A 22,153-nucleotide genomic window follows, 5' to 3' on the forward strand; every position below is an offset into this window, starting at 1 on the left:
TACCCTGATGAATTTTAAATATCCCGCCATATTAGCGTTATTAATTACCTTTTTTACTTATGCACCAAATACATTTGCACAAGGATATATAATAAAAACCATTGTAGTTGATGCCGGGCATGGCGGTAAAAAGCCTGGTGCATCAGGTAGTTTCTCCAAAGAGAAAGATGTATCATTAAAAGTGGCTTTAAAATTAGGAGCAAAATTAAAACAAGCTATGCCTGATGTTAAAATTATTTATACAAGAACAAAAGATGTAGATGTAGATTTGTATCGAAGAGCAGAAATTGCTAATCAAGCCAATGCCGATTTGTTTGTTTCTATTCACTGCAATTCTATGCCGCCAGGAAATAAACATATAAAAGGTGTTGAAACTTTGGTAGCCGGTTCTCACAGATTGAAGGAGCAAGATGCCGCAATTCGTGAAAATGCAGATATAAAACTAGAAAAAAATTACAAAAGTAAATATGATGGTTACGACCCAAATGACCCTGGAACGTTCATTCTATTATCACTTTTAAAAAATGCCTTTAGAGATAAAAGTATTAAATTTGCAAAATTAATTCAGAATAGCTACGTAGGGAGAGATGAAAGATTAAGTCGAGGTGTGAAAGAACAAGGTGTTTTGGTTTTACAACGATGCGGTATGCCGGCTGTTTTAACTGAAGTAGGTTTTATCTCCAATAAAGAGGAAGAGAAATACATCAACTCCGAATCTGGTCAAAATGAAATTGCAGCTTCAATTTTGGCAGCAATTAAAACCTACAAAAAAAATGTAGAAGTTCAATAAACTGGCATCATAAATGATGATTTGTTTATTTTTAAATAAAAATTATAAACCAAACAAAACTGCAGATACAAGCATTATGTAATTACAATTACATTTTTAAGTATCTAATATCAACAAATGTACTAAGGCAAGGATAAATTATTAATTTTGTTGCTTGTAGCCATTAAATAAAAAAACACTCATGAAGATTAGGAACGAAACCAAAGTAGGTATATTAGCTGCATTTGCCATTGCTTTATTAATTATAGGATATAATTTTTTAAAAGGAAATTCAATCTTTTCTAGCGAAACAACGCTTTACGCAAGATATGCAAGGGTTGATGGTTTAACAGTTTCTAAACCAATATTAATTAACGGTTACCAGATTGGTAGAGTTGCTGCATTGCAATTAGAGCCAGGAGGAACGATTTTGGCTACATTAAGCATTAATAGCAAATACGAAATTCCTGAAAATAGTATTGCAAAATTAGAAGGTACTGACCTTTTGGGTAGTAAAGCAATTGTAATGTCTTTAGGAACATCTAAAAAAATGGCTGAGGATGGTTTTACTTTAAACGCAAATGTTGAAAAGGGACTGATGGAGCAAGTTGAGCCAGTACAGAAAAAAGCTGAATTAATTATTGGCAAAATGGATTCTATTTTAAGCAGTGTTAATTCAATCTTGAATCCTAATTTCCAGAAAAATGTTGATAAGAGTTTTAGCAGTATTGCAGGAACTTTAGCTTCTTTAGAAACTACATCTAAAAAAGTTGATGGTTTAGTTGGATCTGAAAGCGCTCGTATTGAAGCTATTTTTAAAAATGTTGAAGGTATTACCGCCAACCTGAACAATAACAACAAAAAAATTAGTGATATTTTAACTAACATAAATACTGTTACAGATAAATTTGCTGCAGCTAATTTTAAAGAAACCTTAGATAAAGCAAACAGTGCAATTGCTGATTTGCAAACAGTAATATCGGGAATTAAAGATGGTAAAGGAAGTTTAGGCTTATTGTTGAATGATGATAAAATGTACAATAACTTAAACAGCGCATCAAAAAATCTTGATGAATTGATGATAGATTTAAAAGCCAATCCAAAACGTTATGTTCACTTCTCCGTATTTGGTGGAGGAAACAAAAAGGATAAGTAGATTAATTAAAATAGTTAAAGCCATGCAGTTTTAAATTGCATGGCTTTTTTTATTGTAAATATTTAGAAAATTACTGGTGATACAGTGATTAAAAATTACTATTTCTTTGCGCTAAAATCTTTTACCATAAAAAGTTAAATGGATATCTCTGCAATAAGGTTAGCAATTTCTATCGGTTTACAATTGGAAAGTCTTGCCTTCAATAGCCAACTCTGTATTTTCGAAAACCGATTGGGTTTCTTCTAATAACATTTGTAAAGTTTTATAACGTGAAGAAAAATGACCAATTAATAATTTTTTGGCACCAACAATATTGGCTATTTCTCCCGCCTGGAGTGCGGTTGTATGATGAGTTTCGTTTGCTCTATCTAAAAGTTCATGCAAAAATGTAGCTTCATGGTACAATGTATCGCAATTTTTTATCGCTGAGAAATATCGTTCATCATACATCGTATCAGAACAGTATGCATAACTTTTAGGTGGATCTGCAGGTGTTGTATAATCTTCGCTTTTTAAAATCTCTCCATCTGGTAATTCTACATCAATACCTTTTTTTAAAGCTGTGTAGTACGCCATTGGTATTTCATCAGCCTTTTCTTTTATCAGTTTTCTTTGCCTTGGTTTTTGCTCAAATAAAAATCCTGTTGTTGGAATTCTATGATTGAGCATGATGGTTTTAACCGTTAACTCGCTATTTTCAAATATCTTAATTGATTCATTAGCTTCAATCGGGAAGAATTCCAACGGGTATCTCAAAACCGTATCAGAATATTTAAATTGAATTTCCAGAATTTCAAGCAAGGGTTTCGGACCATAAATTTGCATTGACTTGGTCCTACCGTTTAAATGCAAACTAGATAGTAAACCGATTAATCCAAAGTAGTGGTCGCCATGTAAATGACTAATAAAAATATAATCTATTCGGGTTGCTTTTAAATTGTATTTGGTAAGTTGTTGCTGCGTACCCTCGCCACAATCTATCAAATAATATTTTTCGTTACAATTTAAAAGCTGTGCTGATGGATTCCTGTTAAATACAGGTGTTGCCGAACTGCTTCCTAAAATTGTAACTTCAAATTTCATAATAATGGTAAGATATAAAAAGCCTCGTAGATTATAAAAATCTACGAGGCTTAAATTATTTTAGTGAGAATTATTTTGTGCCGCCTCTAAACTCTTTTTCCAATTCATCCATAAAGATAAAATCGGTTGCTTCTTCTAATGTATTAACAAACGTTACAGATTGAAATATGTTTGATAATTCGATTATCGGAGCAATTTCATTATTAATTCCTGTTACTATAAACAAACCATTTGCCGACTTACAAAGCCTATCTCCTACTAATAAGCAACTTAAATCCTGCGCATCATTACACTCTTTAACATAACTTAAATCAACAATAATGTTTTTAAAACCCTCTGCGTTAAGTAAATACAATTCAGATTTTAATCCTGGTGCATTATCATTTGTAAACTTAGGCTCTTTCAATTCTAAGGTTACATATTTTTCGTGTTTATCTACTGAAAACTTCATCTCTTCTAATCTTTAATATACGAATGTATAAAAATTTATAAGGTTTCTAAAGCCTTTAAAACATTGCTTTCTATTCTATTCGAAATAGCATCTGCATCAGCTTTAATAAATGTTTCTCCTACAATTTTCTCGTAAAGTTCAATATACCTTTCTGAAATGGAATTTACAATTTCTACTGTCATTTCAGGAACGACCTGACCATCTTTACCTTGAAAACCATTTTCTATCAACCACTTTCTTACAAACTCTTTTGAAAGTTGTTTTTGAGGTTCATCAGCATTTTGACGCTCTTCGTATCCTTCTGCATAAAAATAACGTGAAGAATCTGGCGTGTGAATTTCATCGATTAAATAGATTATGCCATCAGCTTTACCGAATTCATATTTGGTATCAACTAAAATTAAACCGCTTTTCGCAGCGATTTCTGTTCCACGTTGATATAAAGCATGAGTATATTTTTCTAATTCTTCATAATCGGTAATTGAAACTATTCCTTTTGATAAAATATCTTCTTTAGAAATATCTTCATCGTGGCCAACTGATGCTTTTGTAGTAGGTGTAATAATCGGTTGTGGTAATTTGTCGTTTTCCTTTAAACCATCTGGTAATGAGACCCCACAAACTGAACGTTTTCCAGCACTGTATTCTCTCCATGCATGTCCTGCTAAATAACCTCTAATTACCATTTCAACTTTAAAAGGCTCACAAATTCTTCCGATGGTAACCATTGGATCTGGAACATCAATAACCCAATTTGGAACAATATCTTTTGTAGCTGATAAAAACTTTGCCGCAATTTGGTTTAATACCTGTCCTTTAAATGGAATAGCTTCTGGTAACACTACATCAAATGCAGAGATACGGTCAGATACAACCATAACCATAACTTTATCGGCTATTGTATAAACATCGCGTACTTTACCTTTATAAAAATTACTTTGGTTAGGAAAATTAAAATGGGTTTCTTTAAGTGCTTTCATAAGGGGATAAAAATAAATAAAAAAGTCGGAAAGTCCGAGGTCGGAAGACAGAAGTCAGTAGATAAAATGTAGAATAAAAACCCTCGTAGTATTAGCAACTACAAGGGTTAAGTTATATTATATAGTTAAGTCCTGCTGAATTTATTTCAGCATCTTTCCTGCTATTAAGACCCTGAAATGAATTCAGGGTGACGGTCTGTCTTAGCATGACTTCCGACACCTGACTTTCTAACTTCCAACTTACTGAATATCTCCGTAAGCTTTTAAGATATCTTTAACCAATTTATGGCGAACAACGTCTTCTCCGCTTAAATAAATAATATCAATTCCTTTAATGTCTTCTAAAATTCTTAAGCCGTTAAATAAGCCAGACATTTGCTTTTTAGGCAAATCAATTTGGGTTACATCACCAGTTACGATGAACTTAGCTGTAGGGCCCATACGAGTTAAAAACATTTTAAGCTGCATATCTGTCGCATTTTGTGCTTCATCAAGTATAACAAAACAATTATCTAAAGTACGGCCACGCATAAAAGCCAATGGTGCAATTTCTATTGTTCGGTTTTCAATATAGAATTTAAGTTTCTCTGCCGGAATCATATCATCTAAAGCATCGTAAAGTGGACGCAAATATGGGTCGATTTTCTCCTTTAAGTCTCCAGGTAAAAAACCGAGATTTTCTCCAGCCTCAACCGCCGGTCGAGTAAGTATAATTCGTTTAATTTCTTTGTTTTTTAAAGCTCGAACAGCTAAAGCCACAGCAGTATATGTTTTACCGGTACCCGCCGGACCAATGGCGAACAAAATATCATTCTTAGTAATGCTGCTAACCATTTTGCGTTGGTTGGCGGTTCTGGCTTTTACCAGCAAACCATTTGTACCAAATACAATTACCTCGCCTCCACCGCCTGATGGATCTACCGCAGATTTTTTTTCTATCCCAATTGCTTTAGCACCTAAAATAGATTCAACATCGTTACTAGTCATAGAACTATATTTTTCCATGTGCGCAACCAGTTGATTAAATTTATCTTCAAAAGCTTTAAGTTCCTGTTCATCACCCAGAACGGTAACTCCACTACCCCTCGCTACAATCTTTAATTTAGCGAAAGCGCCTTTAATCATTTCGTAATTTTCATTGTTCGCTCCCCAAAAGTGAGCAGGATTTACGGTATCCAGAGATAATTTTAATTCGTTCAAACTGTAGTATTTTAAAAAGTTATCGGGGTATATTAATTAAAATTTTGAATATTTGCACACGTTTATGCTTGTACACAAGAATAAGCAATAATAATGAATTTTTAATGGGGATAATTACTTTAACAACAGATTTAGGTTCGAAAGATTTTTACCAAAGTGCCCTTAAAGGTAGTTTGCTAAGTCTTATGCCTAATGTTAATTTAGTTGATATTACGCATGAAGTTCCGTCGTTTAATATTTCCTATGCGGCATTTGTTTTAAAGAATGCTTATCCATACTTTCCTAAAAATACAGTGCACTTAATCGGCATCGATTCTGTGTATAGTGAGAATACTAAATACATCGCCGTTAAACATCGCGACCATTTTTTTGTTGGTGCTGACAATGGTATTTTTTCATTGCTGTTTGATGATATTCCTGAAGATGTTGTAGAGCTAAATATTATGCAAGATTTAAAATATCTTCACTTTCCTTTAGTTGATATTTTTGTTAAAGCAGCAACTCATTTAGCAAAAGGCGGGCGATTAAAAGATATCGGTATACCTGTAGCAGAGATTGAACAAAAGATGCTTTTACATCCTGTAATAGAGCGGGATATAATTCGAGGAAGTGTTGTTTATATTGATACTTTCTGCAATGTTATTACCAATATCACTAAAGATCTTTTTACAAAAATTCAGAAGAATAGAGACTTTACGCTATACTTTAGAAAGAGCGAAACCATCACTCAATTAAGCTGGCATTACAACGAAGTTCAAGAAGGTGAAAAACTTTGCCTATTTGGAATAAGCAATCATCTTGAAATTGCAATTAACAAAGGTAAAGCAAGTGGGTTATTAGGTTTGCATTTGGGCGATATCGTTCGGGTTGAGTTTCATCCTTAAAAGCTGAAAGACTAAAGCTAAAAGATTAATTTCCCAAACCAGATAAGAGCGGTCGTCATTGCTAGGCACGAAGCAATCTTAATGCGGCCGCTGTAAACCCATTATTGTAAGATTGCTTCGTGCCTCGCAATGACGTATTTCAAATCCAAACAACTTCTACTCTTTTTACGTTTATATCGCATGATGAAATATTGTTATTTATTCTCCATCCTATTCATGAGCTTTCAAGCCTTTGCTCAAGAAGATACTGCATCGTATGCCGCTCAACGGGTTAAAGTAAATTCTTTATTACAAGAACGTAGCCAACGCTTTGGTCAGTACGACGAAAGCCTAAATCAAAGAACGGGCATATTTGGCTGGCAAACAAAGAAGGACATCAAAAACTCCAATGAAATTCTTCGTCAGGTTGTATTAACTGATAATAATATTTTTAAGGAATTGAAAGTGTTGATGGACTATAAAGATTTGCAAAATCAACAAAAAGTGGCAGTTGCCGATAATTCTCAGGAAAGAATTGAAAATTACATGCGAAGCATTAAAAAGCTGCAAGATCAAAACGAAGAACTGAAAAGCGATTTAGCTAAAAAAAACAATCAAAGTTTATCGAGCTACATTATTGTATTTTTACTTTTGATAATGGCTGGAGGATTTTACTTCTTCAATAAGAAACTAAAGAAATATGAGAAAAGCACTATTTAAAACTTTGGTTAAAATTAACAAAGTAGTGTTGCCAAGTCTTTACAAAAAGGATCCTAGTAAGCTTACAACATTACAAAAAGCATTGTTGGGTTATCGCTATTGGGTTCTAACGAAAGCTTTGGATTAATAAAGATGTCGTCTTGAGCCTGTCGAAATACTATTATTTATCGACAAGCTCAAAATGACATGTATTTTATTACTTCTTAAAATGCTCAATAATCAGCGTAGCCAATTCCGTACCGATACGCTCTTGTGCCTCGTTAGTTGAAGCACCAATATGCGGCGTTAAAGATATTTTAGGATGAGTTAAAATTTCAGCCAATGGTGTTGGCTCGTTATCAAAAACATCTAAACCAGCAAAAGCAACTTTACCAGAGTTTAAAGCCTCTATTAAAGCAGGCTCATCAATTGTACCACCACGAGAGCAGTTTACAATACCTACCCCATTTTTCATTTTAGCAAATTCTTCTGAACCCAAAATTGGCTTCTCCGCAAATGGTGTATGTAAACTTAAAAAATCACTTCCTGAAATAACTTCATCTAAAGAAACCGTTTTAATCGGAATACTTACCGATTGTCCGCCTTGAAAATCCAGAATTATTTCAGTTTCTGATGGATGTAAATCATAAGCTAAAACATTCATCCCTAACCCTAAAGCCACTTTAGCTGTTGCTCTACCAATTCGACCAAAGCCAATAATACCAATGGTTTTACCGCTTAATTCAGTTCCTTTTGCATAAGCTTTTTTAAGGTTATTAAATTGAGTTGCACCTTCCACGGGCATTTTACGATTTGCATCTTGCAAAAATCTAATTCCCGTAAATAAGTGAGAAAATACCAACTCAGCGACTGATAACGACGATGCAGCTGGTGTATTCACAACCGCAACACCTTGACTGCGAGCGTATTCTACATCGATATTATCCATTCCAACACCACCCCTTCCAATCAACTTAATATTCGGAACGGCATCAATTAATTCCTTTCTTACTTTAGTTGCACTACGTACAGTAATTGCATCGTAGTTTTTCAAAGCATCTGCCAATTGTTCTTGTGAAATCGTTTCTGTATCTACCTGGAAACCTGCTTTTTCTAATAATTCTTTTCCGATAGGGTCTATTCCATCGTTTGCTAATATCTTAATCATTGTTATTTTAATTTCACCGATTATTTTGTATACACAAATTATTAAAATTCATCTGTGTTTATCTCTCTTAATCTGTGGTTAAATATTAATTTGCTTTTGCTTGTTTTTCTTCGAATAGTTGCATTGCATCAATTAATGCATGTACGCTGGTAATTGGTAAAGCATTGTACATCGATGCACGGAAACCACCTACGCTTCTATGTCCTTTAATACCTACAATACCTTCTTCTTCGGCATATTTCAAAAATGGTTTTTCCAATTCAGGATTTTCCATCACGAAACAAACATTCATCCTCGAGCGGTCTTCAACAGCACAAGTACCTTTAAATAATGGATTGCGGTCTATTTCTCTATAAAGTGCCTCAGCTTTTTGCTTGTTTTCCTTTTCGATTTCGGCAACACCACCTTTCGATTTTAACCAACGAAGATTAAGCAATGCTACGTAAATTGAGAAAACCGGAGGCGTATTATACATCGAACCATTATCAATATGCGATTGATAATTTAACATTGAAGGAATTTTACGGTCAATTTTACCTAAAACCTCGTCTTTTACAATTACTATTGTTAAACCAGCCGGACCAATATTTTTCTGTGCACCAGCATAAATTAAATCAAATTTCGAAACATCAATTACGCGGCTCATAATGTCTGATGACATATCGCAAACTACAGGAACATTCGTTTCTGGTACTTCAAAAAGTTCAGTTCCGTAAATCGTATTGTTTGATGTGTAATGAAAATAAGCGCTATCAGCAGGAATTTCGAAATCTTTTGGAATAAATGTATAATTAGAATCTTTAGATGATGCAATTACATTTACATTGCCCACAAACTTAGCCTCTTTTAAAGCCTTAGTCGCCCAAACACCCGAATCTAAATAGCTTGCGGTTTGTCCATCACCCAATAAATTCATTGGAACCATGGCAAATTGTAAACTTGCTCCACCTTGTAAAAATAAAACGGAATAACCCGATGGCAAATCTAATAACTCTTTTACCAACTTTTCTGCCTCAGCAACAACAGCCTCAAATTCGGTTGTTCTGTGCGAAATTTCTAAAATCGATAATCCATCGTTAAAATCTAAAACTGCCTGTGCAGCTTGTTTAAACACTTCTTGAGGTAAAATACAAGGGCCTGCGCCAAAATTATGCTTCATCTTATTATGTAAATGATTATGGGTGTAAATGTAAAATTTTTAAAACAGTTATGCTTACAAAATCGTATCATAAAAAATTAAATTTTGTTAAAAATATAGCCAAAATCAATAGATTTATTACAGTTTTTGCAAATAAAACAATTAACCTAAAATTAGAAGTTTATATTATTTGAAAAGCAAAAACAGTAGCATTTGGGTTAAAGTAGTCCCGCCATACGCTGCAATCTTTTTGTTAAAGACATACAGAACATGTTGAAGTTTTGCAACAAAAAGTATTTCCGCTTTTGTCGGGTTTAAATGGTCAAGGTTCTGTAATTCTTAGGATGGTTTTCCGTACAAGTTGTATAATTTAGCTCAAGCCTCAATCGCCATTAAAGAAACAGTCAGCTAAAGCAGCCTGCAATGAATAACATAATTTATAAGCCAAATGAATATTAGTTGCCGTTGTTTTCAACCAACGGATAAAATAATTTATGATACAAAATCCTTTAATCTTGATTAAATCATGGCTAATTTTTCAACTTCACAATCAATTTCAAATTAAACTGTCTGCCTGTTAAATAATTTGGAATCGCATATTGCACATTATCTACATCCTTGAGCCATAGGTAAGACACTGTATTATTAATGTTCAACATATTAAAAACTTCAAAAAAGAGAATTACCGAATTAAAATTTTTATCCAAAAACTTTGGTCTATGTAATGCAGCATCATCTAGAAAATCTTTTGAAAAACCAATATCAACACGCTTATAAGAAGGTACAAAAAATTTATCTAAATACTTCGGTGTTTGCGACGGACCTATTGGCAGTCGGGAACCATAAAGTGCGTTCAAGTGTACTTTATATGTTGGGCTATTCAACAACCTATCTTGGAAAAAAATAGAAAAATTCACCCGTTGGTCCGTAGGGCGTTTTAAATAACCAGGATAAATAGTTTGTCCGTTTTGTAAATAGCTATCGCCAACAATATCCTCGTTTGCATGCATCACCGACATCCGAAAATAAGAAACCAAATCCTTTACAAATTCGCCTCCAATACTAAAATCTGCTCCATAGGCATAACCCTTAGAAACCTCATTGGCTAAATATTTAATCCTAAGGTTATCTATTTTATAAGGAATTAATCTATCGGAATATTTAAAATAAGCTTCAGAAGTGAACTTTAAACGTGTTCCAAATGCATCAAAAGCATAATCGTAACCAACAGAAGTGTTGTAAGAACTTTGAGCTTTTTGGTTGGTATTTAAAACACCAGAAAAATCTCTGATGGTTCGGTAAGAAGGTGGTTGTTTATATACACCTGCTGTAAACCTTAAAATTTTATTATTAGAATTTGGTCGGTAAGCAATCAACATCCTCGGACTAATAAGTAATTGTTCACTTAAAGAATTGTAAGTCGCCCGAGCACCCAACTGCAATTCTGCATAATCAGAAAGCGAGTAACTATCTTGGATATAAGCACTGTAGTTTATAATATCAATGTTGTTTTCTACGTTGATTACATTCTGAAGCACAATATCTTTTCCATTATTTGGCAGAATATAACCTGCCGAATCGGTGTAGTTGTATTCGTTTAATCTATCATCATATTTAGATTTATCAAACTTTAATCCCCACGAAAAAACGTGATTATTGAAGTTTTGGTCAACTTTTAATTCAGATGCAAAAACCTGAGTATTTAAACTGTTCCTTCCATAGTTATAGTAAGTCCCAATTCCTCTGTTTTTAGTTACCGGACCAAAACTATCGGGCGAAAAAGTATTATCAACTTCATCAAAAATATAACTCCCATTAATATCAAAACGTTCTCTTTCGGTAGTGTTAAAGTAACCGTTTATAAATTTAATAACCTGATTGGGCTTTGGTGAATAGGTTGCCGTAACTGCAGTTCCCAAGGTTTGGTAATCATCAATCTCCTGGCCGGTGTAATTTACATCTAAACGTAATGTGGTGCTTAAAGTACCGAATTGTGTTTCACGATTGGCTGGTTCTAACTTAAACTGACCCAAATTGAAGTTTCCTAAAACACTGATATTAAATTTTGGAGAAAAATCATATTGATAAAGAATTTGTGCATCTCCAAAATTCGGACTGTAACTTCCCTTTTCATCCTGCTTGATTAATACGCTTGAATTGTTTTTATAGCGTAAACCAGCAAGCAAAAAGCTACGTTTAAAAATCCGCTTTGCAGTTAAAGAGGTATTTAAAAAACTAGTGCTTAAAATGGTTTGATTGCTATCAGGTTTATCATATCGAATATCCAAAACAGAAGAAAGTTTATCGCCGTATTTTGCCTCAAAACCTCCTGCAGAAAATTTGGCCTTTGTAACTAATTCTGAATTTATAAAACTCAATCCCTCCTGCTGCCCGTTACGGATTAAAACTGGCCGGTTGATTTCTACATCATTAATGTAAATCAAATTTTCATCGAAATTACCGCCACGAACGCTGTATTGCGCACTTAATTCATTGTTCGTAGAAACACCCGGTAATGTTTTAAGCATGGTTTCAAAATTGCCAGAAACCAATGGCATGGATGCAATATCTGCAATATTTATGGTGGTTGTATTGCTTAGCTGATTTTGCTTATTGGTAATATTTACCTGTTCAAGCTCATTAATATTGGCTATTAAACTTACCAATTGCGTAATCCTGGCGCCAGAACGCTCATTAAATTTTAAGGTTTGTGGTTGATAACCCAGTAAAGAATACTTAATGCTAAAGGTTTTCGACTTGGAATAAATGGTATAAACGCCAAATTCATCAGTTACGGTAGATTGCGCCTGACCTAAAACGATAACCGTAACCTGAGCTAAAGGTAATTTCTCATCATTATAAACTATTCCCGAAACCCTAACTAATGGCTGTGCTACAGCTAAACTGCAACCCGCTACTAAAAGAAAAAGGATTAGCCGAAATTTGAGCATTTTTTATTTTCAAGATAAAAGTATCAGGTATCGAGACTTCCGGGCTATTGAATGCCCTCACAATTAACCAATTCTACAATTAAATACTTAAGCTATTTACTGTTAAGCTTTTCATTTTGGCAATAGTATCTGTAGGATTATCAGTTGCAAAAACTGCATTGCCGGCTACAAATGAATTAACGCCAGCAGAAACAAGCGCACTAATGTTCTGCAAACCTACTCCACCATCAACCTGAATAATCAATTCTTCATTTCTCCCTTGAATCAATCGCTTTAAATCCTTAACCTTTTTATACGTGTTGTGAATAAATTGTTGTCCGCCGAAACCAGGATTAACAGACATAATTAATACTAAATCCAAATCTTCAATTACATCTTGTACCAAAGTAACAGGCGTATGTGGATTTAAAGCCACACCTGCCTTACAACCCGATGCTTTTATCAATTGAATGGTTCTATGTAAATGTGTACAAGCCTCATAATGCACAGTAATTCTATCTGCACCAGCTTTTGCAAATTCGCCAATAAAATTATCTGGTTGAACAATCATTAAATGAACATCCAAAGGTTTGGTTGCATGTTTTTTAACGGCAGCCATTATCGGGAAACCAAAAGAAATATTTGGCACAAAAACACCGTCCATTACATCTACATGAAACCAATCGGCCTCACTTTGATTAATCATTTCAATATCGCGTTGCAGATTGCCAAAATCGGCAGAAAGTATAGATGGGGCGATGATGTATTTCATTTAATTTATTTTGTCGTCATTGCGAGGAAAGAATCAATCTTGATGCACTTGCTTCGTTCCTCGAAATGACGAATTGGTCTTACAATTTTAGCTATAGTTGCAAGTTACAAAATCATTGTTAAACAAAATAGCCAGCAATAAAAAACCTTTCCAGTAATGCTGAAAAGGTTGATAATGGTATTGTCAGACTAAATTTTTTACAATCTTAATAGGATATACTTTTTTGGAAAAAATAGATGATTCTACCGATTCGAGCTTTTAATTCAAATTAAACCTATTTTTTTAATTTAATTTCAAGTGCTTGCCCATCTCTAGTAATTTCTACGAATTCTTCTATTCTATCCGTAAAATTGTTGGTGTAATTTTGGTAGTCGTAGTAATCTGTTCTGCCACCATAATTATTATACCCGCTACCCCTGTAAACTGGCGTAGAACCACTTTTAGTGTAACTGGCAAACGATTGCAAGAAATATTTACCAGGTTTCATTTTATCAAATTTAAACCTACCATACCCATCTGTTTGCACAGTTATTCGGTATTTAAAAGCTTGTTCAGACATATATACACTATTTTTTTTATTTTCTAATTTACCTCTCAATCTATACCATTCATCAAAATCGTGTGTTACAGGATATAATGTTACCACAACATTTGCAGCAAACATTTTTTTTGCTCCCCATTCACCCGGTACTTTAGTGTATGCAAGCCCCTCAATACTCGAAGTCCCTATTCCTAACATATTCTTTGCCTGTAGCGAATCAAAAGGGACCTGTGGATAATAGGCTGCCTTCTGGGCATTAGCTTTATAGAAAATTGATGGGATGATAAGGGAGAGAAGAATTATTCTAATAGTTTTCATAAGTAATTAAGCTTTTATATTGTATATTTACCACTACATAAGTACAACAATAAAGAATAAAATCAAAATATCATGAAAAATATTATACCAACTATAATCCTAATTTTCACTACGAGCTTTGCCCACTCTCAAAATGAAAAACCTTGTGGCTTTAAAGATGGGCTACAAGAAGGGACCTGTAAGCAATTTTTTGATAATGGCAAATTAAGCTCAATTGCTAATTGGAAAAAAGGCAAAAGAGAAGGAATTGCCAACTACTATTACGAAAATGGCCAATTAAAAATTACAGGTAATTTTACAAAAGATAAAAGAAATGGAGAATGGAAATATTTTTATGATAACGGAATATTGGAGGCCGATGAATTTTACGTGTATAGAGATTTTGTTGAATTAAAAGAAGGACCTTTTAAAAAGTTTTTTAAGGATGGTAAGCCACAGGAAAACTGCGTTTATGTAAATGATAAATTAGAAGGTTCATACACTACTTATTTTCAAAATGGTTTAATTGCAGAGCAAGGTACTTACCGTAATGGTAAACCGGATGGGAGTTGGAAAAGCTATTTTGAGAGTGGAAAACTTAAATGCGAATCTACTTATATAAACGGCAACAGAGAAGGTATCCGAACTTGTAAGAATGAAACAGGGAAAATTGTTAGTGAAGAAATTTACAAAAATGGTGTTAAAATAAAATGATAATTAAAAAACCCTTTCAGTTTTATGCTGAAAGGGTTTCTCAATATCTTCCGACTCCGATCTTCCCGAATTCGGACTTTACTTACGCTTGTGGCGCAGCTGGTTTTTCTGGTCTTGGCAATAATACTTTACGAGAAAGTTTCATTTTACCTTGTTTATCGATGTCTAATAATTTAACCTCGATTTTATCACCTTCTTTCAAAACACCATCCATAGTTTCTAAACGCTCCCATGAAATTTCAGAGATGTGTAATAAACCATCTTTACCAGGCATAACCTCAACAAATGCACCAAATGGCATAATTGATTTTACTTTTCCTTGGTAAACTTCACCAATTTCTGGTTTAGCTACAATGTTACGAATGCGAGTTACAGCAGCATCAATAGCCGCCTTATTATCAGCAAAAATTTCTACGATACCTTTACCATCAACTTCTTCGATAGAGATTGATGCGCCAGTTTCGCGTTGCATTTCTTGAATAATTTTACCTCCAGGGCCGATAATAGCACCAATAAATTCTTTCTCAATAGTTAAAGAAACAATACGAGGTGCGTGTGGCTTGTAATCTTCATTAGGACTGCTGATGGTTTTCTTCATCTCATTTAAGATGTGTAAACGACCTTCTTTAGCTTGTAATAAAGCTTTAGTTAAAACTTCGTAAGATAAACCATTGATTTTTAAGTCCATTTGACAAGCAACGATACCATTTTCAGTACCAGTTACTTTAAAATCCATATCACCTAAATGGTCTTCATCACCTAAAATATCTGAAAGAATAGCATATTTTCCAGTTTTCTCATCGGTAATTAAACCCATTGCGATACCAGAAACAGGTGATTTGATTTTAATACCTGCATCCATTAATGCCAATGTACCAGCACAAACCGTAGCCATTGATGATGAGCCATTTGATTCTAAAATATCAGAAACAATACGGATGGTATATGGATTAGCATCTCCTTGTGGCAATACTTTTTTCAATGAACGTTGAGCTAAAGCACCGTGACCAATTTCGCGGCGACCAGCACCTCTGTTTGGTCTAACCTCACCAGTTGAGAAACCAGGGAAATTATAGTGTAATAAGAATTTGTTGTAACCGTTAAAGAAAGCGCCATCAATCATTTGCTCATCATCTTTGCTACCTAAAGTAACTGATGTTAACGATTGTGTTTCGCCACGTGTAAATACCGCCGAACCGTGTGCAGCAGGTAAATAACCAACTTCACTCCAAATTGGGCGAATTTCTGTAGTCTTACGACCATCTAAACGAATACCTTCATCTAACAACAAATTTCTAATCGCATCGTACTGAACATCATGGTAATAATGTTTAGCCATTGCTTTTGTTAAATCTGCAGTATCTTCTGGCATCGCATCAAAAAATTCGTTAATAATGGCTGTGAAACCATCTTTACGCACATCTTTATTGCCACCAGCTTTTGCTACCGCATAAACCTTATCATATGTATCAGCATAAACCTTAGCTTTTAAATCAGCATCGTGGTCTTCGTGGTTATATTCTCGTTTTACAGTTTTGCCTGTAGCTTCTGTTAATTCTACCTGAATTGCGCATTGAACTTTAATTGCATCGTGTGCAAATTTCAAAGCCTCAACCATTTCATCTTCCTGAATTTCATCACACTCACCTTCAACCATGCCAATATCGTTAGCCGAACCAGCAACCATAAATTCTAAAGTTGCACGCTCTAATTGGCTAGCCAATGGATTGATTACCAATTTGCCATCAATTTTCGCAACACGTACTTCAGAAATTGGACCGTTGAAAGGAATATCAGAAACTGATAAGGCTGCCGATGCTGCTAAACCAGCTAAACAATCTGGCATAACATCTTTATCTGCAGAGATTAATGAAATCATTACTTGTGTATCAGAGTGATAATCTGACGGGAACATTGGGCGTAAAGCTCTATCAACTAAACGAGAAATTAATACCTCATAATCTGATAATCTAGCCTCACGACGTAAAAATCCACCTGGAATACGACCAGTAGCCGCATATTTTTCTTGATAATCAACCGATAATGGTAAAAAATCAGTTCCAGGTTTAGCACCTACAGTAGATACTACAGTTGCTAACAACATCGTATCGCCCATTTTTACTACAACCGAACCATCAGCTTGTTTAGCCAATTTACCAGTTTCAATTTCTACAATTCTGCCATCGCCCAAATCGAACGATTTTTTTATTACATTCATCTAATTAAAATTGTGGTGTGTTTTCCTCTTTGCTCACACCTTGTTTATATATGTTTTTGTTTTTGCAAACTGCAGCAAGCCTTAAACCCGCCTCATTTCCATTAACTTGTTGTAAAGCTACTGAAAAATAAAAAGCCATTCTATAAAGAATGGCTCTTGTTGATAAAATTACGCTTATTTTTGTTTAATGATATCACGAAGCGATAAAGCTTTGATGATAGCACGATAGCGCTCAATATCTTTTTTGTATAAGTAAGCCAAAATACCGCGGCGTTTACCTACCAATTTTTGAAGTGACAACTGAGTAGAGAAATCTTTACGATTTTTCTTTAAGTGTTCTGTTAAGTGCGCAATACGGTATGTAAATAACGCTACCTGACCTTCAGCAGAACCAGTATTGGTTTCTACTTCGCCGTGTTGTTTAAAGATTTCGGCTTTCTTTTCTGGACTTAAATACATTCTTGAATAATATTAAAGTGTTTAATAATTAATTAATTGTGGTGCAAAGATAAAGGTATTTTTGAAGATTAACAAGTGCAATTAATAGATAGTTAAAAGTCCCTTTAGAGGCGATTTAGGGATTTGGAAAGCAAGGTTCTCTTTTAGTCGGTAGCTACAGCCCCGCCCTCGCTGCAATCTTTTTGTCAATGTCAGTCTGAACTTGTCGAAGACCAACAAGAAAAAGGATTTCCGCTAAGTCGGGTTTAGGGAAACTCAAGATTGTATAAGTAACCTAGTTTCACCTCATATCTTTCTAATCACAATCCCTTTTCCCTGAGATACTTTAAGAGGTTAACCACCATTTATTAAGACAGCTAATCAATTAAGCCTTATTAATTCAAAAAATCTATCTCAAGCCGAAAGAGATAAGAATTAGACTTCTCGAATTATTTCGATTAATTCCCTATCAACATCCGAATTGTATATTTTCAACTGACCCATAATTTAAAATTAAACAAAACTTAAAATACAACCAATATTAAAAACCCTACTTTTGCACAAATATTTAACCTTTGGAAAAGAATCAATTTAGCATTTTCGAAACCGAATTACGTGTCCGTCCGGATGATATAGACATGTTTAACCATGTACATAACAGTAAATATTTAGATTATGTATTAGCCGCCCGTTACGAACAAATGGAAAAATTCTATGGCATGCCGTGGGAGCATTTTACAAAGCAAGGTTTAGGTTGGGTGGTTAGCCATGTTGATATTAATTTTAAGCGACCATTATTAATGAATGATTTGATGCTCATCCGAACAGGAATTTTAACCATGAACGATAAAGGCTGCGCTGTTCAGTTTGAAATCATCAATCAGAAGACCGGAAAAGTAGTGTCTGATGGAATTTTTGATTATGTACTTATCGATTTAAATACTAGTCGTGGAACTAAAGTTACCGACGAAATGATTAAGGCCTATAGTATTTAACATTTCGATAATTTATTTATCTTTGCCGCATCAAAAGAACAGCACGATGATAGTATCTGCAATCCGTTTGAGGTTTTAAATAACCGAGGATTCCCTCCTATTTTATTTCAAATATGTGCGCATAAATGCGTATCAATTGGTTTATACTTTACATTTTACTATTCAAATTATGTCACAGTCAACAAAGACACAGGGCAAATTATCTTCTTTTTTTGATGTTTTAGTACAATCTTTAAAAGGCAACGAGGTAGATTTAACTTCAATAAGCATTAAAAGGGCAATTATATTATTAGCCATTCCTATGATGCTAGAAATGGCAATGGAATCTGTCTTTGCCTTAGTCGATTTATATTTTGTTGGTCATTTAGAAAACAGCAGCCATGCTATTCAAACTGTAGGTTTAACAGAATCCGTTTTAACCATTATATACTCTTTAGCAATTGGATTAAGTATGGCGGCAACTGCGGTTGTATCCAGAAGGATTGGCGAAAAAAATCCAGAGGCAGCCGCAAAAGCTGGCATGCAAACTATTGTAATTGCAGTAGCTATAAATATTTTAATCAGCATTGCTGGATTAATTTATGCCAGAGATATACTTTTATTAATGGGTGCATCCACAGAAATGGCGAATCAGGGAATAACTTTTATTCGCATAATGATGGGTGGAAGTATTATTATAGTGCTTCTATTTTTAATCAATGGAATTTTTAGAGGTGCGGGTAATGCTGCAATCGCAATGCGAAGTTTGTGGATAGCCAACATTGCTAATATCATCCTATGCCCTATTTTCATCAATGGTTTCGGACCAGTTCCTGCATTTGGTTTAACAGGTGCCGCAATTGCAACAACTATTGGAAGAGGTTTGGGGGTAACTCACCAGATTTATAATTTGTTTAATGGAAAAAATGCTCTAAAAATTCGAATCAGTCAGTTCATTCCTGATTTTGAGCAAATTAAAGCTATAGTAAAAATTGCAGCACCAGCCATTTTTCAATTTGTAATTGCCAGTTGCAGTTGGGTATTCCTAGCAGAATTGGTTGCAACAACTGGTGGTGATGAAGGCTCTGCAGGTTACCAAACAGCATTAAGATTAATGATGTTTTTTTTATTGCCTGCCTGGGGATTAAGTAATGCAGCTGCAACGCTGGTTGGTCAGAATTTAGGTGCGGGCCATGTTGATAGAGCTGAACAATCCGTTTTTCAAACCATGAAATACATATTTGTTTTTATGGCTGTAGTAAGCATACTTTTTCTAACCTGTGGACATTTATTTGCTGCATTTTTTACATCAGATGAAAAAGTAATTGAAATAGCAAGCCGAGCATTAAAAATTTTAAGTTTTGGTTTTATCATTTATGGAATGGGCATGGTACTAACCAGTGCTTTTAATGGCGCCGGAGATACATGGACACCAACAAAAATCAACATTTTCGCTTTTTGGTTGTTTCAAATTCCATTAGCGTATTTTCTTGCTAAATATCTGGAAATGGGTCCGACTGGTGTTTTTATTGCCATCCCAACTGCAGAAGTTGGCATTGCAATAGCAGCATTTATCTTATTTAAGAAAGGCAAATGGAAGAAAACAATGGTTTAATTTTAAACCTTTAGTAATTTTTAGCACACTTAAACGGAAGAGCTCTAAAAGAACCACAGCCTTATGTTAAATAAACTTGATTGAAACGATATCCTTTTTTTGTTGCAATAATATTCATTAGCGAATGAGCGTTCACAAAAAAGATAAAGTGGAAAGCAAGACTGTTGTAACCGAAGAAACAGTGATTTCACTTTCCGAATTAAGCTAAATAACTTGTTTTACTACTCCATTTTCCATCCTAAATTTTCCATTAAAAACTATATCTTTGCGCAAAGATGAAGCATATACGTAATTTTTGCATTATTGCACATATTGACCACGGAAAGAGTACGCTAGCCGATAGGTTATTAGAATATACAGAGACAATTTCGAAGCGTGAAGCGCAGGCGCAATTGCTCGATAACATGGATTTGGAGCGTGAGAGAGGCATTACGATTAAAAGTCATGCCATACAAATGAACTACAAAGTTGGAGATATTGAGTATAATTTTAACTTAATTGATACCCCCGGACACGTAGATTTTTCTTATGAAGTTTCGCGTTCTATTGCCGCCTGCGAAGGTGCTTTGCTTATTGTTGATGCATCACAAGGAATTCAGGCACAGACGATTTCGAACTTATATTTGGCTTTAGAGCACGACTTAGAAATTATTCCAATTTTAAATAAAATGGATTTGCCTGGGGCAATGCCCGAGGAAGTGAAAGACCAGATTATTGATTTAATTGGTTGTAAAAGAGAAGATATTATTCCAGCATCGGGAAAAACCGGCATGGGCATTCCTGATATTATTCAGGCCATCGTCGACCGTGTCCCGGCACCAGTCGGCGACCCTACAGCGCCTTTACAAGCGTTGATTTTCGATTCTGTTTTTAATTCGTTTAGAGGAATTATTGCTTATTATAAAGTGGTAAACGGGGAAATTAAAAAAGGTGATAAAGTTAAATTTATTAATACTGGTAAGCAATATCTAGCGGATGAAGTTGGAATTTTGAAACTGGATATGTCGCCACGTAGCGTAGTTAAAACCGGTGATGTAGGTTACATTATTTCTGGAATTAAAGAGGCACGTGAAGTAAAAGTGGGTGACACGATTACAACAGTTGAAAGACCATCTTTAGATTCCATTCAGGGATTTGAAGAAGTAAAACCAATGGTTTTTGCTGGTATTTACCCGGTTGACACCGACGAATACGAAGAATTGCGTGAGGCAATGCACAAACTGCAATTGAACGATGCATCCATCGTTTTCGAACCCGAAAGTTCGGCAGCTTTGGGCTTTGGTTTCCGTTGCGGATTTTTAGGCATGTTGCATATGGAAATTGTGCAAGAGCGTTTGGAACGTGAATTTGACATGACGGTAATAACAACCGTACCCAACGTTTCGTACATTGCACATACCACAAAAGGTGATGAATTTATAGTAAACAACCCATCAGATTTACCCGATCCAAGTAAATTGGATTCGGTTGAAGAACCTTTTATTAAAGCAAATATTATTACCAAAGCCGAGTTTGTTGGTCCGGTAATGTCGCTTTGTATTCAAAAAAGAGGAACAATTATTAACCAATCGTATTTAACATCTGATAGAGTTGAATTGGTTTTTGAAATGCCAATGGCCGAAATTGTGTTCGATTTTTATGATAAATTGAAAACAATTTCTAAAGGTTACGCATCTTTCGATTACCATCAAATTGGTTACCGTAAATCTGATTTAGTGCGTTTAGATTTGCTTCTAAATGAAGAACCTGTTGATGCTTTATCATCACTAATCCACCGCAGTAATGCATACGATTTTGGCAAGAAGATTTGTGAGAAATTGAGAGAATTAATTCCTCGCCAGCAATTTGAAATTAAGATACAAGCATCAATCGGTGCAAAGGTTATTGCCCGCGAAACGCTTAGCGCTTTACGCAAAGATGTAACAGCGAAGTGTTATGGTGGTGATATTTCTCGTAAACGTAAGTTATTAGAGAAACAGAAAAAGGGTAAAAAACGTATGCGTCAGGTTGGAAACGTAGAAATTCCGCAAAGTGCATTTATGGCAGTTTTGAAATTGGATTAAATAGATTTGAGATATTAGATTTGAGATTTTAGATGCTAGCCGTCCAATCTCAAATCTAATATCTAGTGTCTCACATCTTATAAA

The 22,153-nt window shown here is 34.6% G+C and carries 20 protein-coding genes; 8 read left to right on the forward strand and 12 right to left on the reverse strand.

The features are described from left to right. Nucleotides 1–7: 7 nt before the first annotated feature. Together ACFOWA_RS06335 and ACFOWA_RS06340 are read left to right on the forward strand one after the other, a co-directional pair. Complete coding sequence (locus ACFOWA_RS06335; RefSeq protein ID WP_378982948.1) at nucleotides 8–790, forward strand: N-acetylmuramoyl-L-alanine amidase family protein; 783 nt, start codon at nucleotides 8–10, stop codon at nucleotides 788–790. A gap of 181 nt (nucleotides 791–971) precedes the next feature. Then, on the forward strand, nucleotides 972–1,925 hold the full coding sequence (locus tag ACFOWA_RS06340) for an MlaD family protein (protein WP_378982950.1): 954 nt from the start codon (nucleotides 972–974) through the stop codon (nucleotides 1,923–1,925). A 177-nt stretch (nucleotides 1,926–2,102) separates the two neighbouring features. Here ACFOWA_RS06340 and ACFOWA_RS06345 read toward each other — a convergent pair whose 3' ends face one another. From ACFOWA_RS06345 to ACFOWA_RS06360, 4 genes are all read right to left on the reverse strand, one after another. Beyond that, nucleotides 2,103–3,008, reverse strand: coding sequence for a ribonuclease Z (locus ACFOWA_RS06345; RefSeq protein ID WP_378982952.1), 906 nt, complete (start codon nucleotides 3,006–3,008; stop codon nucleotides 2,103–2,105). Between the two features lie 70 nt (nucleotides 3,009–3,078). Continuing rightward, a complete protein-coding gene (locus ACFOWA_RS06350) occupies nucleotides 3,079–3,459 on the reverse strand; it encodes an STAS domain-containing protein (protein WP_378982954.1) in 381 nt (126 codons plus the stop codon). 35 nt (nucleotides 3,460–3,494) lie between these two features. Next, the gene (locus tag ACFOWA_RS06355; protein WP_378982956.1) at nucleotides 3,495–4,439 is read right to left on the reverse strand and encodes a phosphoribosylaminoimidazolesuccinocarboxamide synthase; all 945 of its coding nucleotides are present in this window, start codon (nucleotides 4,437–4,439) and stop codon (nucleotides 3,495–3,497) included. 240 nt (nucleotides 4,440–4,679) lie between these two features. After that, the gene (locus ACFOWA_RS06360; protein ID WP_378982958.1) at nucleotides 4,680–5,639 is read right to left on the reverse strand and encodes a PhoH family protein; all 960 of its coding nucleotides are present in this window, start codon (nucleotides 5,637–5,639) and stop codon (nucleotides 4,680–4,682) included. 104 nt (nucleotides 5,640–5,743) lie between these two features. Here ACFOWA_RS06360 and ACFOWA_RS06365 point away from each other — a divergent pair, with 104 nt between their 5' ends. Both ACFOWA_RS06365 and ACFOWA_RS06370 read left to right on the forward strand, forming a co-directional pair. After that, on the forward strand, nucleotides 5,744–6,523 hold the full coding sequence (locus tag ACFOWA_RS06365) for an SAM hydrolase/SAM-dependent halogenase family protein (RefSeq protein WP_378982960.1): 780 nt from the start codon (nucleotides 5,744–5,746) through the stop codon (nucleotides 6,521–6,523). A 216-nt stretch (nucleotides 6,524–6,739) separates the two neighbouring features. Further along, the gene (locus ACFOWA_RS06370) at nucleotides 6,740–7,222 is read left to right on the forward strand and encodes a hypothetical protein (protein WP_378982962.1); all 483 of its coding nucleotides are present in this window, start codon (nucleotides 6,740–6,742) and stop codon (nucleotides 7,220–7,222) included. A 196-nt stretch (nucleotides 7,223–7,418) separates the two neighbouring features. On the opposite strand, the gene ACFOWA_RS06375 is transcribed toward ACFOWA_RS06370, so the two are convergent. The 5 genes from ACFOWA_RS06375 to ACFOWA_RS06395 all read right to left on the reverse strand — a co-directional run bounded on the left by ACFOWA_RS06375 (nucleotide 7,419) and on the right by ACFOWA_RS06395 (nucleotide 14,068). Continuing rightward, entirely contained in the window at nucleotides 7,419–8,369 is a 951-nt protein-coding gene (locus ACFOWA_RS06375) for a D-2-hydroxyacid dehydrogenase (RefSeq protein WP_378982965.1), read from the reverse strand. A gap of 85 nt (nucleotides 8,370–8,454) precedes the next feature. Next, nucleotides 8,455–9,528, reverse strand: coding sequence for a 3-phosphoserine/phosphohydroxythreonine transaminase (gene serC / locus ACFOWA_RS06380; RefSeq protein ID WP_378982968.1), 1,074 nt, complete (start codon nucleotides 9,526–9,528; stop codon nucleotides 8,455–8,457). Nucleotides 9,529–10,037: 509 nt separating this feature from the next. Beyond that, a complete protein-coding gene (locus ACFOWA_RS06385) occupies nucleotides 10,038–12,458 on the reverse strand; it encodes a TonB-dependent receptor (RefSeq protein WP_378982970.1) in 2,421 nt (806 codons plus the stop codon). Between the two features lie 79 nt (nucleotides 12,459–12,537). Beyond that, nucleotides 12,538–13,209: a ribulose-phosphate 3-epimerase gene (gene rpe, locus ACFOWA_RS06390; protein ID WP_378982973.1), complete on the reverse strand. Its 672-nt coding sequence runs from the start codon at nucleotides 13,207–13,209 to the stop codon at nucleotides 12,538–12,540. A gap of 274 nt (nucleotides 13,210–13,483) precedes the next feature. Next, entirely contained in the window at nucleotides 13,484–14,068 is a 585-nt protein-coding gene (locus tag ACFOWA_RS06395; protein WP_378982976.1) for a hypothetical protein, read from the reverse strand. A gap of 72 nt (nucleotides 14,069–14,140) precedes the next feature. On the opposite strand from ACFOWA_RS06395, the gene ACFOWA_RS06400 reads away from it, so the two are divergent. Next, nucleotides 14,141–14,761, forward strand: coding sequence for a toxin-antitoxin system YwqK family antitoxin (locus ACFOWA_RS06400; RefSeq protein ID WP_378982979.1), 621 nt, complete (start codon nucleotides 14,141–14,143; stop codon nucleotides 14,759–14,761). Between the two features lie 82 nt (nucleotides 14,762–14,843). Here ACFOWA_RS06400 and pnp read toward each other — a convergent pair whose 3' ends face one another. The 3 genes from pnp to rpsO are packed head-to-tail and all read right to left on the reverse strand — an operon-like array spanning nucleotide 14,844 to nucleotide 17,438. Continuing rightward, complete coding sequence (gene pnp, locus ACFOWA_RS06405; protein ID WP_378982981.1) at nucleotides 14,844–16,979, reverse strand: polyribonucleotide nucleotidyltransferase; 2,136 nt, start codon at nucleotides 16,977–16,979, stop codon at nucleotides 14,844–14,846. A 4-nt stretch (nucleotides 16,980–16,983) separates the two neighbouring features. After that, entirely contained in the window at nucleotides 16,984–17,118 is a 135-nt protein-coding gene (locus tag ACFOWA_RS06410) for a hypothetical protein (protein ID WP_378982984.1), read from the reverse strand. Nucleotides 17,119–17,153: 35 nt separating this feature from the next. Continuing rightward, nucleotides 17,154–17,438 carry a 30S ribosomal protein S15 gene (gene rpsO, locus ACFOWA_RS06415; protein ID WP_025146265.1) on the reverse strand — a complete coding sequence of 95 codons (285 nt, stop codon included), beginning with the start codon at nucleotides 17,436–17,438 and terminating at the stop codon, nucleotides 17,154–17,156. 554 nt (nucleotides 17,439–17,992) lie between these two features. On the opposite strand from rpsO, the gene ACFOWA_RS06420 reads away from it, so the two are divergent. The 3 genes from ACFOWA_RS06420 (at nucleotide 17,993) to lepA (ending at nucleotide 22,069) form a co-directional block, all read left to right on the forward strand. Further along, entirely contained in the window at nucleotides 17,993–18,412 is a 420-nt protein-coding gene (locus ACFOWA_RS06420) for an acyl-CoA thioesterase (RefSeq protein ID WP_378982986.1), read from the forward strand. A 169-nt stretch (nucleotides 18,413–18,581) separates the two neighbouring features. After that, nucleotides 18,582–20,006: an MATE family efflux transporter gene (locus tag ACFOWA_RS06425; RefSeq protein WP_378982989.1), complete on the forward strand. Its 1,425-nt coding sequence runs from the start codon at nucleotides 18,582–18,584 to the stop codon at nucleotides 20,004–20,006. 275 nt (nucleotides 20,007–20,281) lie between these two features. Beyond that, on the forward strand, nucleotides 20,282–22,069 hold the full coding sequence (lepA, locus tag ACFOWA_RS06430) for a translation elongation factor 4 (RefSeq protein ID WP_123206071.1): 1,788 nt from the start codon (nucleotides 20,282–20,284) through the stop codon (nucleotides 22,067–22,069). The last annotated feature ends 84 nt before the right edge of the window (nucleotides 22,070–22,153 follow it).

This window comes from Pedobacter lithocola (assembly GCF_042650845.1).
Taxonomy (GTDB): Bacteria; Bacteroidota; Bacteroidia; order Sphingobacteriales; family Sphingobacteriaceae; genus Pedobacter; species Pedobacter lithocola.